The 12604-nt window shown below is 73.7% G+C and carries 11 protein-coding genes and 1 pseudogene; 9 read left to right on the top strand and 3 right to left on the bottom strand.

What is annotated here, in order from left to right; all coding sequences use genetic code 11:
• Window positions 1-6: 6 nt before the first annotated feature.
• Entirely contained in the window at window positions 7-1059 is a 1053-nt protein-coding gene (locus ABZO31_RS09445) for an MBL fold metallo-hydrolase (RefSeq protein ID WP_406860662.1), read from the bottom strand.
• Between the two features lie 307 nt (window positions 1060-1366).
• Here ABZO31_RS09445 and ABZO31_RS09440 point away from each other — a divergent pair.
• From ABZO31_RS09440 to ABZO31_RS09430, 3 genes and pseudogenes are all read left to right on the top strand, one after another.
• A pseudogene (locus ABZO31_RS09440) lies at window positions 1367-2159 on the top strand (phosphotransferase).
• Between the two features lie 120 nt (window positions 2160-2279).
• Entirely contained in the window at window positions 2280-3749 is a 1470-nt protein-coding gene (locus ABZO31_RS09435) for an aldehyde dehydrogenase (RefSeq protein WP_406860661.1), read from the top strand.
• Window positions 3749-3988, top strand: coding sequence for a ferredoxin (locus tag ABZO31_RS09430; RefSeq protein WP_406860660.1), 240 nt, complete (start codon window positions 3749-3751; stop codon window positions 3986-3988). The genes ABZO31_RS09435 and ABZO31_RS09430 overlap by 1 nt, the downstream gene beginning before the upstream one ends.
• Window positions 3989-4020: 32 nt before the next feature.
• On the opposite strand, the gene ABZO31_RS09425 is transcribed toward ABZO31_RS09430, so the two are convergent.
• Window positions 4021-4638, bottom strand: coding sequence for a TetR family transcriptional regulator (locus ABZO31_RS09425; RefSeq protein ID WP_406860659.1), 618 nt, complete (start codon window positions 4636-4638; stop codon window positions 4021-4023).
• A 207-nt stretch (window positions 4639-4845) separates the two neighbouring features.
• Between ABZO31_RS09425 and ABZO31_RS09420 the strand changes: the two genes are divergently transcribed.
• The 3 genes from ABZO31_RS09420 to ABZO31_RS09410 all read left to right on the top strand — a co-directional run bounded on the left by ABZO31_RS09420 (window position 4846) and on the right by ABZO31_RS09410 (window position 8151).
• Window positions 4846-6177, top strand: a complete 1332-nt coding sequence (locus ABZO31_RS09420) for a glycosyltransferase family 4 protein (RefSeq protein ID WP_406860658.1) — start codon at window positions 4846-4848, stop codon at window positions 6175-6177.
• Window positions 6178-6343: 166 nt separating this feature from the next.
• Complete coding sequence (locus ABZO31_RS09415) at window positions 6344-7075, top strand: class I SAM-dependent methyltransferase (RefSeq protein ID WP_406860657.1); 732 nt, start codon at window positions 6344-6346, stop codon at window positions 7073-7075.
• Complete coding sequence (locus ABZO31_RS09410) at window positions 7072-8151, top strand: prenyltransferase (RefSeq protein ID WP_406860656.1); 1080 nt, start codon at window positions 7072-7074, stop codon at window positions 8149-8151. Before ABZO31_RS09415 ends, ABZO31_RS09410 begins: the two co-directional genes overlap by 4 nt.
• A gap of 10 nt (window positions 8152-8161) precedes the next feature.
• Here ABZO31_RS09410 and ABZO31_RS09405 read toward each other — a convergent pair whose 3' ends face one another.
• The gene (locus ABZO31_RS09405; RefSeq protein WP_406860655.1) at window positions 8162-9412 is read right to left on the bottom strand and encodes an MFS transporter; all 1251 of its coding nucleotides are present in this window, start codon (window positions 9410-9412) and stop codon (window positions 8162-8164) included.
• A gap of 154 nt (window positions 9413-9566) precedes the next feature.
• Here ABZO31_RS09405 and ABZO31_RS09400 point away from each other — a divergent pair, with 154 nt between their 5' ends.
• From ABZO31_RS09400 to ABZO31_RS09390, 3 genes are read left to right on the top strand one after another with little or no spacing between them, the layout of a single operon-like run.
• Window positions 9567-10589, top strand: coding sequence for an ABC transporter substrate-binding protein (locus tag ABZO31_RS09400; RefSeq protein WP_406860654.1), 1023 nt, complete (start codon window positions 9567-9569; stop codon window positions 10587-10589).
• Window positions 10576-11730 (top strand): FecCD family ABC transporter permease, encoded by a 1155-nt coding sequence (locus tag ABZO31_RS09395; RefSeq protein WP_406860653.1) that lies wholly within the window; start codon window positions 10576-10578, stop codon window positions 11728-11730. The genes ABZO31_RS09400 and ABZO31_RS09395 overlap by 14 nt, the downstream gene beginning before the upstream one ends.
• Window positions 11727-12524 carry an ABC transporter ATP-binding protein gene (locus ABZO31_RS09390; protein WP_406860652.1) on the top strand — a complete coding sequence of 266 codons (798 nt, stop codon included), beginning with the start codon at window positions 11727-11729 and terminating at the stop codon, window positions 12522-12524. Before ABZO31_RS09395 ends, ABZO31_RS09390 begins: the two co-directional genes overlap by 4 nt.
• Window positions 12525-12604 lie beyond the last annotated feature (80 nt).

The following is a 12604-nucleotide window of genomic DNA, read 5'->3' as shown; positions in this document are numbered from 1 at the left end:
CCGGCCTCACACCGCCCGGTACGCCACCGGCTCCGTCCCCGGCACCGCCTCCGCGCGGCCGAGTTTCACCAGGCGGCGCAGGTGCGCCTCGGCCTCGCTGACCGCGATGTTCCGGGAGCCGTACGGGATCTGCTCCCAGGGCCGGTTCCATTCCATCCGCACGGCCAGCTGCCAGGGTGTCAACGGTGTCGCCAGCAGCCCCAGCAGTCCGGTCAGCCGCTCCTCGTGGTGGTCGAGCAGTTCCCGCACCCGTCCGCCGGCGTCGGTGAAGGCGTGCTGGTGGGCGGGGAGCACCTCCGCGACGCCCAGCCGGCCGATCCGCTCCAGCGAGTCGAGATAGTCCCCGAGGGGATCGGTGACTGTGGCGTCGTCGGGGTCCTCGTACAGGCCGATGTGCGGCGTGATCCCCGGCAGCAGGTGGTCGCCCGAGAACAGGCGGCCGTGTCCCGGGAGTTGCGCCGGGTGCTCCTCCTCCAGGTGCAGGCAGACATGGCCGGGCGTGTGCCCGGGGGTCCAGATGCCGCGCAGGCGGCGGCCGGCGAGGTCGAGGAGTTCGCCGGGGACGATCTCGCGGTCGGGGAGCGCGGAGGAGAGCCCGGGCAGTGTCCGCAGCCGCCCGGACGCGCGGGCGGCCCGGAGCGGCGCGGTGTGCTCGTCGGGCGCGCCGACGGCGGAGAGCTTGTGCGCGAGGTAGTCCAGCCAGGTGCCGGGCTCCGCCTCCCGGGTGCGCCGGACGACCGCCGCGTCCGCCGCGTGCATCGCGATCCACGCGCCCGACTCCTCGCGGACGCGCTCGGACAGGCCGTGGTGGTCGGGGTGGTGGTGGGTGATGACGACGCCGTGCACGTCCGCGACGGACGTGCCGAGCGCCGCGAGCCCGCCGCTCAGCTCGTCCCAGGAGGCGGGGTCGTCCCAGCCGGTGTCGATGAGCACCGGCCCGCGATCGGTGTCGAGGACGTGCACGAGCGTGTGCCCGAGGGGGTTGTCCGGGATCGGCACCCGGATTCCCCAGACCCCGCCGCCGTGTTCGGTCACCTGCGGACCGACCGTCGTCGCCATGAGCGCCCTCGTCTCTCCCTGACTCCCTGACCTACCGAGTCCCCGAGTCCCCGACGGGACCCGCCCGTCGAGCCGTCGGGCCACTATAACGAGCCAAGCTGACGGATCGTCAGGGTGTGGTTCCTCACGTTTCCCCGGCCGAAACTCGGTGGCCGCCCCCGCCCGCCGACGCCAGACTCCCCGCGTGACGCTTCACGAGAACGAGATCCCCGCCGACGCGACCCTCGTCCGCTCCCTCCTCACGCAACAGCGGCCCGAGTGGTCCGAGTTGCCGCTGTCCCCGGCCGGGGCCGGGACCGACAACACCATGTACCGACTCGGCGACGAGCTGCTCGTCCGGCTGCCGCGGACCCCTGACAACGGGCGCTCTCTGCGCAAGGAGCGGGAGTGGCTGCCGCGCCTCGCGCCCCTGCTGCGCGTGACCGTGCCCGAGCCCGTGCACGCGGGGACGCCGACCGCGGAGTTCCCCGCCCCGTGGTCGGTCTACCGCTGGATCGACGGCGCCGAGGCCGGCCCGGACACGGTCCGGGACTGGGCGGCCTTCGGGGCCGATCTCGCCGCGGCCGTACGGGACCTGCACCGCGCCGACCTGATGGGCGCGGAGCGCTCGGAAGGGAGTGGCCTCGACTGGTACCGGGGCGGGGGCCCTGGCCCCGTGCGACCGGTGGGTCGCCCCGGCCATCGACGACTGCCGGGCGCTCGTGGGCGACGAGTTCGACGTCGACGCCCTCGCGGACATGTGGCGCGCCGGGCTCGAGCTGCCCGAGCCCGCCGGGCCGCACGGCTGGCTGCACGGCGACCTCAAGCCGACCAACCTGCTGGTCCGGGACGGCAGGCTGCACGCGCTCATCGACTTCGGCGGGCTGTCGGTCGGCCACCCCGACGCCGAGCACGCCACCGTCTGGGACCTGCCCGCCGCCGCCCGCCACGCCTACCGAGACGCCCTCGACCTCGACGAGGCGACCTGGACCCGCGCGCGGGCCTGGGCGGTCGCGGTGGCGGCGAGCGGCATCTCGTACTACCGGGACACCTTCCCGGCCTTCGTCGCGGAGTGCCGCGCCCGGCTCCGGAACATCGTCGCCGACGCCGCGGAGCACTGAACGCGGGGCCGGAGGGGCCGAACCGGTACCTCCTTCCCGGGCATTGCCCCTCATAACTAGAACTGATATCAGTTCTGAAACAGCGTCAGAACCGGGCGGGTTCACGGGAGGCAATCGGCCATGACCGAGCTTGTGGAGCACGGAAAGCTGTTCATCGGCGGGGAGTTGACCGACCCCCTCGGCGCCGGCGTCATCGACGTGGTCTCGCCCCACACCGAGCAGGTCATCGGGCGGGTGCCGCACGCCTCCGAGGCGGACGTCGACCGGGCCGTCGCCGCCGCGCGCCGGGCGTTCGACGAGGGGCCCTGGCCGCGGATGACGCTGGAGGAGCGGATCGAGGTCGTCGGCCGGATCAAGGACGCCGTCGCCGTGCGGCACGAGGAGATCGCCCGGTCCGTCTCCGCCCAGAACGGCTCCCCCTACTCCTGGAGCGTCCTCGCCCAGGCCCTCGGCGCGATGATGGTCTGGGACGCGGCGATCACCGTGGCGCGTGAGTTCCCGTACGAGTCGCGGCGCTCCGGTGTCCTCGGGCCGCTCCTGGTACGGCGCGAGCCGGTCGGCGTGGTCGCGGCCGTGGTGCCGTGGAACGTGCCGCAGTTCACCGCCGCCGCCAAGCTCGGACCGGCGCTGCTCGCGGGCTGCACGGTGGTCCTCAAGCCGTCGCCGGAGTCGCCGCTCGACTCGTACATCCTCGCCGACATCGCGGCCGAGGCCGGGCTGCCGGAGGGCGTGCTCTCGATCCTGCCCGCCGACCGGGAGGTCAGCGAGTACCTCGTCGGGCACCCCGGCGTCGACAAGGTCTCCTTCACCGGCTCCGTCGCCGCCGGCAAGCGCGTCATGGAGGTCGCCTCGCGCAACCTCACCCGCGTCACCCTCGAACTCGGCGGCAAGTCCGCCGCGGTCGTGCTGCCGGACGCCGACGCGGCGACCGCCGTCGCCGGCATCGTCCCGGCGGCCTGGATGAACAACGGTCAGGCGTGCGTGGCCCAGACCCGCATCCTCGTCCCGCAGGGCCGGTACGACGAGTTCGCCGACGCGTTCGCGGCGGCGGCCGGCGCGCTGGTCGTCGGCGATCCGCTCGACCCGGCCACACAGGTCGGACCGCTGGTCGCGCGGCGCCAGCAGCAGCGGTCGCTCGACTACATCCGCATCGGGCAGGAGGAGGGTGCGAAGGTGCTCGCCGGTGGCGGCCGGCCCGCCGGGCTCGACCGCGGCTGGTACGTCGAGCCCACCCTCCTCGGCGGCGTCGACAACTCCATGCGCGTCGCCCGCGAGGAGATCTTCGGCCCGGTCATCTGTCTCCTGCCGTACCGGGACGAGGCCGAGGCCCGGCGCATCGCGAACGACTCCGACTACGGCCTGAGCGGCAGCGTGTGGACCGGGGACGTCGAGCGCGGCGTCGACTTCGCCCGCGGGGTCCGCACCGGCACGTTCAACGTGAACACCTTCAGCCTCGACATGCTCGGCCCCTTCGGCGGCTACAAGAACTCCGGCCTGGGCCGCGAGTTCGGCCCCGAGGGCCTCGGCGAGTACCTGGAGCACAAGATGATCCACCTGCCCGCCGGGTACGAAGGGCCGGAGGGCGCGTGATGGGGGACCGCTGGCACGTGGAGGTCGACCGGCGGGTCTGCATCGGCTCGGCCATGTGCGTCAACCACGCCCCCGACGGCTTCCGTCTCGACGCCGCCCGCCAGTCCCACCCGCAGGCGGCCGAGTCCGACGCGGACGAGAAGGTCCTCGCGGCGGCGGAGGGCTGCCCGGTCGAGGCGATCGCCATCACGCTGCTGGGCGGCGGGGAACCGGTGCAGGTCTTCCCTCCGGAGGACTGAGCACGGAGGCCGGTAGCGGCCCTGCGGCCTCCTCAGCCGCGGGGCTCCGGCTCCCGGGCCGTCAGGTCGATGAGGCGGCAGACCGTCTCGATGTCTATCTTCACCTGGGCGATCGACGCCCGGCCGGAGAGCCAGGTGATCAGGGCCGAGTGCCAGGTGTGCTCGATCACGCGGACCGCCGACAGCTGCTGCGGCGTCGGGTTCTCCAGGCCCATCGCGTCCAGGATGATCGCGGTCGTCTGCCGCGAGACCGTGTCCACCTCGGGGCTCACGCTGCGGTCCGCGAACGTCAGGGCCCTGACCATCGCGTCCGCCAGGTGGGGCTCGCGCTGCAGGGCGCGGAAGGCGCGCATCAGGGTCTCGGCGACCCGCCGGGCCGCGTCGTCGCCGGCCGGGGGCCGCTTGCGCAGCGTGGTGTGCAGACCCTCCAGCTGGTCCTGCATCGTCGCGACCAGCAGATGGATCTTGGAAGGGAAGTAGCGGTACAGCGTGCCGAGCGCCACCCCGGCCGCCTCGGCGACCTCACGCATCTGTACGGCGTCGAAACCGCCCCGGCTCGCCAGCTGGGCGCTGGCATGGAGGATGCGGCGGCGGCGGGCCTCCTGGCGTTCCGTCAGGGGAGGCGACGCAGGTCTGTCTTCCGCGGTCATGGGTCCCGTTCCGTGGCGTAGGTTCGCGCCAGTATGGCGGCGCTCGCGCCGTGGCGCGAATCACCTGCTCCGGCTCTCACAGGGGAGCTACCTGCCGGTAGATTCGATGCTCCTTGAACGATCAAGAACGATCAAGTCTGTAACTTGTTCTAGATTAGCGCGAGCGGTTACGCTCCCGCGAAACGCAAGCCGAACAGGGGGCCGCCAGTGACCGCCGAGGCCGTAGAGGCAGGCCCCCTCCCGGGTGCCGTTGATGGTGACCGTCCGTTGCGGATCGCTCTCCTCACGTACAAGGGGAACCCCTTCTGCGGAGGCCAGGGCGTCTACGTCCGGCACCTCTCCCGCGAGCTCGCCCGGCTCGGCCACAGCGTCGAGGTCATCGGCTCCCAGCCGTACCCGGTGCTCGACGAGGGCGAGGACCTCGCCGGACTGAGCCTGACCGAGCTGGCCAGCCTCGACCTGTACCGGCAGCCCGACCCGTTCCGCACGCCGAAGCGCGACGAGTACCGGGACTGGGTCGACGCGCTCGAGGTCGCGACCATGTGGACCGGCGGCTTCCCCGAGCCGCTCACCTTCTCGCTGCGGGCGCGGCGGATGCTGGCCGCGCGCCGCGGCTCCTTCGACGTCGTGCACGACAACCAGACACTCGGGTACGGGCTGCTGGGCGGACCGGCCGCGATCGGCGCGCCGCTCGTGACCACGATCCACCACCCGATCACCGTCGACCGGCAGCTCGAGCTGGACGCCGCGGACGGGTGGAAGCGGCGGGCGTCCGTGCGGCGCTGGTACGCGTTCACGCGGATGCAGAAGCGGGTCGCGCGGCGGCTGCCGTCCGTGCTCACCGTCTCCGGCTCCTCCGAGCAGGAGATCGTCGAGCACCTCGGGGTGCGACCGGAGCGGATCCGCGTGGTGCACATCGGTGCGGACACCGATCTGTGGTCGCCGGACGCGTCGGTCGCGGAGGTTCCCGGGCGGATCGTCACGACGTCCAGCGCGGACGTCCCGCTCAAGGGGCTCGTCCATCTCGTCGAGGCGCTCGCGAAGCTGCGGACCGAGTACCAGGACGCGCATCTCGTCGTGGTCGGCAAGCGCGCCGAGGACGGGCCGGTGGCCCAGGCGATCGAGCGGTACGGGCTGGCGGACGCGGTGCGGTTCGTGAAGGGCATCTCCGACGCGGAGCTCGTCGACCTCGTGCGGTCGGCGCAGGTCGCGTGTGTGCCGTCGCTGTACGAGGGGTTCTCGCTGCCGGCCGCGGAGGCGATGGCGACGGGGACGCCGCTCGTGGCGACGACCGGTGGGGCGATTCCGGAGGTCGCCGGCCCGGACGGCGAGACCTGCCTCGCCGTGCCGCCCGGCGATGCGGGGGCGCTGGCCGCCGGCCTCGGGCGGATGTTGGGCGACTCGGCGTTGCGCGCCCGGCTCGGTGCGGCCGGGCGTGCGCGGGTGCTTGAGCGGTTCACCTGGGCGCGGGCCGCCCAAGGGACGGCCGAGCTGTATCGCGAGGCCATCGCCCGGCAAGGGGCCGGAGTCCGCCGGTGACGCCCGGGCTTGTCCGCCGGGTGCGGCCCGGTGGGTGGGTTGTGCCCACCCGTTCCTCCCCCAGGGACTTCGTCCAGGGGGGACCCCCACGGCGGAACGACTGCCCACGAACCAGGCAGCGACTTTCGCCCGCCCTCTCCTTCAACCCCGAAAGCAGGAGCACCCCGTGCTGACCGTCGACTTCACTCGCTTTCCGCTCGCCCCTGGCGACCGTGTGCTCGATCTGGGCTGTGGTGCGGGGCGGCATGCCTTTGAGTGTTACCGGCGTGGCGCCCAGGTGGTGGCCCTCGACCAGAACGGCGAGGAGATCCGCGAGGTCGCCAAGTGGTTCGCCGCCATGAAGGAGGCCGGCGAGGCGCCGGCCGGGGCGAGCGCCACGGCCATGGAGGGCGACGCGCTCAACCTGCCGTTCCCCGACGAGTCCTTCGACGTCGTGATCATCTCCGAGGTCATGGAGCACATCCCGGACGACAAGGGCGTGCTCGCCGAGATGGTCCGCGTGCTGAAGCCCGGCGGCCGGATCGCGATCACCGTCCCGCGCTACGGCCCGGAGAAGGTCTGCTGGGCGCTCTCCGACGAGTACCACGAGGTCGAGGGCGGCCACATCCGCATCTACAAGGCCGACGAGCTGTTGGGGAAGATCCGGCAGGCGGGGCTCCGCCCGTACGGGACCCACCACGCGCACGCGCTGCACTCGCCGTACTGGTGGCTGAAGTGCGCGTTCGGCGTGAACAACGACAAGGCGCTGCCGGTCAAGGCGTACCACAAGCTCCTGGTCTGGGACATCATGAAGAAGCCCGCCGTGACCCGGGTCGCCGAGCAGCTGCTCAACCCGGTCGTCGGCAAGAGCTTCGTCGTGTACTCGACCAAGCCGCACCTGCCGAAGGCCGACGCGTGACGTCTCCCGAGCGGATCGCCGAGCACCTCGTCCTGCCCGGCGTGCTCACCGCCGAGCAGGCCGCCGAGACCGTGGCCGGGATACTCGCCGTCCAGCGCGAGGACGGCGCGATCCCGTGGTTCCGCGGCCACCACCTGGACCCGTGGGACCACACCGAGGCCGCCATGGCGCTGGACACCGCCGGCGAGCACGAGGCCGCGGCCCGCGCGTACGAGTGGCTGGTCCGGCACCAGAACGCCGACGGCTCCTGGTACGCCGCCTACCACGACGGCGACCCGGACGACGTCACCGACCGCGGCCGCGAGTCCAACTTCGTCGCGTACCTCGCCGTCGGTGTCTGGCACCACTATCTCGCCACCGGCGACGACGCGTTCCTCGACCGCATGTGGCCGGCCGTCTACGCGTCCGTCGAGTTCGTGCTCGCCCTCCAGCAGCCCGGCGGGCAGATCGGCTGGAAGCGCGAGGCCGACGGCACGCCCGTGACCGACGCGCTGCTCACCGGCAGTTCCTCGATCCACCAGGCGCTGCGCTGCGCCCTCGCCATCGCCGAGGCGCGCGAGGAACCGCAGCCGGACTGGGAGCTCGCGGCCGGGGCGCTCGGCCACGCGATCCGCCGCCACCCCGAGCGTTTCCTCGACAAGTCCCGCTACTCCATGGACTGGTACTACCCCGTCCTCGGCGGCGCGGTGACCGGACCCGAGGCCAAGGCCCGCATCGACGCCCAGTGGGACGACTTCGTGGTCCCCGGCCTCGGCGTCCGCTGCGTGCTGCCCAACCCGTGGGTGACCGGCGGCGAGAGCTGCGAACTGGCGCTCACGCTCTGGGCGATGGGCGAGTCGGACCGGGCCCTGGAGATCCTCCAGTCGATCCGGCACCTGCGCGCCGAGGGCGGCATGTACTGGACCGGCTTCGTCTTCGAGGGCAACCAGGCCGTCTGGCCGGAGGAGCTCACCACCTGGACCGCCGGTTCGCTGCTGCTCGCCGTCGCGGCGCTGGGCGGCGACGAGGCGACGGTGGCGGTCTTCGGCGGCGAGCGCCTGCCGCGCGGCCTGGAACCTGACTGCTGCGCGGACTGATCCGGCTGGATCAGTCCCTCGCCGGGGCCGACCGCGCGAAGTGACGGGCGGTCGGCACCAGCGCCGCGGCGGCCGGGACGAGGAAGCAGAGTGCGGCGCACACGCCCAGGACGGCGGTGACGCCGAAGTACCCGACGGCCGGGGCGATGAGGGCGAGGCCGACCGGGGCCAGACCGTACGAGACGAGGAAGTCCAGCGAGGAGACCCGGGCCAGCTTGTCCGGGGCGACCTCGCGCTGCGTCGCCGTGAACCAGGGCACGTTGAAGAGCTCGATCCCGATCCCGGCGACGGCGTACGCGGCGACGACCACGCCCGCCGGGACGGGCAGCATCAGGCTGAGCGGGGCGAACCCGTACGCGGCGAGCCCGGCGAGGGCGGCCCAGCCCTGGGAGCGCGGCCGGATCCGGGCGACGACGAGCGCGCCGCCGAGCGCGCCCAGCGTGTACGCGGTCATGGCCGCGGCCAGCACCCACTCGCTGCCGTAGCGGTCCCGGCTGATCAGAGGCAGGGCGACGCTGGTGGCGGAGTAGCCCAGGGCGATGACCGCGACGAGGGCGGCGAGCCCGGCGAGGAACCACGGGTGGCGGCGCGCCTCGCGTATCCCCTCCATGAACTCCGCGCGGAATCCGGCCTGTCGGGCAGTCGCCACGGGACCGGCCGCGCCCTTCGCGGGCACGAGCGCGGCGACCAGCCACAGCGCGCCGATGCCCAGGAGCAGGACCCGGACGTCGAGGAACGCGGCGAGCAGCGCGGTCAGCGCGGGGCCGGCCAGGGTGGAACTCCGTACGGCCATGGTCATGGCCGCGTTGGCCTGCCGGCGGCGCTCCCCGGTCACGGTCTCGGCCGTCAGTGCCTGGAACGCCGGGCGGCAGGCGCCCTGTCCGGCGCCCGCGAGGGCGGCCGCCGCCGTCATCAGGACGAGCGAGCGGCCGAGTCCCGCCGCCAGCAGGGGTGCGGCGACCGCCGCGGCGAGGGCCGACCAGAGGACGACCGCCCGGCGTGAGTGCCGGTCGGCGAGGACACCGCCGACCGCGACCGCGAGGAGGAAGCCGGCGGTGCGGGCGGCGAGGACCAGGCCGAGTCCGGCGGCACCGAGGTCCCGGTGGAGGACGGCGAGGCCGAGGACGAAGGGGAGGGCCCAGGTCGCGAGACCCGAGGCGGTCGTCGCGGCCCACAGGCGCAGGAACGCGGTGTCGCGGAGGATCGAACGGGTGGGCGGGGACGGGGACTTGGCCGCTGCGGGGGCGGACGGTATCGCCACGGTGGGGGTGCTCCTCGGGGGGTCGGCGGGGTCGTGAAGGGGACGACCCGGGGTCGCTAATGAAAATGATTGCCATTACAGTACCCTCTGCGTGCAGCGCTTCTGCCCCGTGCACGACAACACCCACGTCCGCCTCTCAGGCATCGGAGACCCCATGCGCCACCCCGCCCGCCTCGGCATCGCCCTGACCCTCGCCCTCGCCACCGCGGGCTGCTCCGCCCCCGCCGGGGACCGCACCGGCACGGACGCCGCAGCCGGTGGCGGCACGGTCTCCGTCACCAGCTGCGGCAGCCGGCTCGCCGTCACCGCCCCGCCGAAACGTGCCGTCGCCCTCGACCAGGCGTCGACCGAGACCTTGCTCGAACTGGGCCTCCAGGACCGGATGGCCGGTACCGCCAACCTCAAGACGAAGATCCCCGCCGGCTACCGGGACGCGTACGAGAAGATCCCCGTCATCGCCCCGAAGATCGCCACCGGCGAGCAACTGCGCGCCGCCAACCCCGACTTCGTCGTCGCCGGTTCCGCCGACCTGTACACCGAGGACCGGGCCGGTACCCGCGAGGAGCTGGGCGCCCTCCGGGTCCCCGCCTTCGTCAGCGCCGTCGACTGCCCGCAGCAGAACCCGGCCGGCACCTCGCCGTTCGACCTGCTCTTCTCCGACTACGAGAACCTCGGCCGGCTCTTCGGCGTCGAGGAGAAGGCCCGCAAGCTCGCCGCCGACCAGCGGGCGGCCGTCGCGAAGGCGGGGAAGACCGGGAAGAACGCCGCACCGGCGGAGCGGCCCACCGTGGTCTATCTCTATTCCGTCTTCAACGGCATGCCCTACGTCGCCGGGAAGAGCGGTCTGCCCAGCGAGATGAGCCGGATCATCGGCGCGAGGAACGCCTTCGACGACATCGACGAGGACTGGCCGGAGGTCTCCTGGGAGGAGGTCGCCCAGCGCGACCCCGACATCATCGTCATCGGCGACCTGTCCGAGCGGGGCCGCCCCGGCGACAGCGCGCGCGAGAAGCGCGCCGTCATGACCGCACACCCGGTGATCTCCCGGCTGTCCGCCGTCCGCGACGACCGGATCATCGAGGTCCCCGGCATCGAACTCGACCCGTCCGTACGCTCCGTGCACGCCCTCGGGCTGCTCGCCGACGGCATGAAGGACCTCGATCGTGCCGCCCGCTGAACCCGCCGCCGTCCAGGGGCCGGTGGACCTGCTGCTGCCGTCGGCCCGGGGGCGGGCGGTACGAGAGGCCCCGGCGACGAGCGCCGCAGGCTCTGCTGCCGTCGGTTCCGCCCCCGGCGGCCTCGCCTCCGTCCGCTCGGCCCCCGTCGGCCCCGCCCTCCTCGCCGCCGCCGTGCTCGTCGTCTCCGTCGCCGCGGCCGTCCGCGTCGGCACCGCCGACGTCGGCTGGGCCGGGCTCGCCCGTGTCCTCGGTGCCCGTCTCGGCCTGGCCGTCGAGCCGCTGCCGCCGCTGCTGGACTCCCTCGTCTGGGACCTGCGGCTGCCGCGCGTGCTGATGGCCGCCCTCGTCGGCGCCGCGCTCGCCGTCTGCGGCACCGTCCTCCAGGCGGTCACCCGCAACGCGCTCGCCGACCCCTACCTGCTCGGCGTCTCCTCCGGCGCGTCCACCGGCGCCGTCGCCGTCGTCGTCCTCGGCGTCGGCGCGAGCACCCTCGGCGTCACCGGCGGCGCGCTCGCCGGCGCCCTGCTCTCCTTCGGACTGCTCCTGCTGCTCCTGCGGCGCAGCGGACTCGACTCGGTCCGCATCGTCCTCACCGGCGTCGTCGTCGGCCAGTTGTTCACCGCGCTGACCTCGCTGGCCCTGATGGCCTCCGCCGACGCGGACACCACCCGGGCCGTCACCCACTGGCTGCTCGGCTCGCTGGCCCCGGCCCGCTGGAACACCGTCGCGGTCTGCGCGGTCGTCACCCCGCTCGGCGTCCTGGCCGCCTGGCTCTGTGCGCACGCGCTCGACGGGCTCGCCTTCGGCGCCGACACCGCGGCCTCCCTCGGCATCGGCGTACGGCGGACCCGGATGCTGCTCCTCGTCGTCACCGCCGTGCTGACGGCCGTGGCCGTGGCGACCGTCGGCGCCATCGGCTTCGTCGGGCTGATCGTCCCGCACGGGGTGCGGTTCCTCGTCGGGCCGCTGCACCGGGCGCTGCTGCCCTGCGCGGCGCTCGCCGGCGCGGTGTTCCTGGTGTGGACGGACGCCCTCGCGCGGATCGCCTTCGCGCCCCGCGAGGTCCCCGTCGGCGTCCTCACCGCCCTGCTCGGCGTCCCGCTGTTCCTTCTCGTCCTGCGCCGGAGGGGGGAGTTGTGAGGATCACCGCCGAAGCGCTGAGCTGGTCGGCGGCCGGTACGCCGGTCGTCCGTGAGGTCGGCGCGGACATCGCCCCCGGCGAGACCGTCGGACTGCTCGGACCCAACGGCTCCGGCAAGTCCTCGCTGCTGCGCTGCCTGGCCGGCCTGCGGACCCCGGACGCGGGCACCGTCCGGTACGACGGAGAGCCGGTACGGGAGTGGAGCGCGCGCCGCATCGCCCGCCATGTCGCCTTCGTCGCCCAGGACTCGGGCGCCGACAGCGACCTGCGGGTCGCGGACGTCGTCGGCCTCGGCCGGACCCCGTTCCGGGACCGCTGGCGCGGCCCGGACGCCACCGACCGGGCCGTGATCGCCGCCGCCCTGGAACGCGTCGGACTCACCGCGCTGGCCGACCGCCCCTGGAGGGCGCTGTCCGGCGGCGAGCGGCAGCGCGCCCACCTCGCCCGCGCCCTCGCCCAGCAGCCGTACGCGCTCCTGCTGGACGAGCCGACCAACCACCTCGACGTGAAGCACCAGTTGGAGCTGATGCAGTTCCTGGCCCGGACCGGACAGACCGTCCTGGTCGCGCTCCACGACCTGTCGCTTGCCGCCCGCTACTGCGACCGGCTGCTGCTCCTGCACCACGGCCGCCTCGTCGCCTCCGGCCCGCCCGCCGCCGTCCTGACGGCGGAACGTCTGGCGCAGGTCTTCGGCGTGGACGCCGAACTGACGACCGACCCCTTGGGTCACCCGACCGTCGCCTACCGCGGCCCCCTCGGGTCCCCGACCCCCACCCCCGAACCCGCCCTGTGAAAGAAGAGACCCCATGATCCCGCACCACCCCGCCACGACCCCCACCGCCGTCGCAGGCCCCGTTCCCGCAGAGGCCCGCG

This window comes from Streptomyces solicamelliae (genome assembly GCF_045348655.1).
Taxonomy (GTDB): domain Bacteria; phylum Actinomycetota; class Actinomycetes; order Streptomycetales; family Streptomycetaceae; genus Streptomyces; species Streptomyces solicamelliae.
Note: the sequence above shows the minus strand (reverse complement) of the source record. Positions and strands in the feature narration are given on the sequence as shown.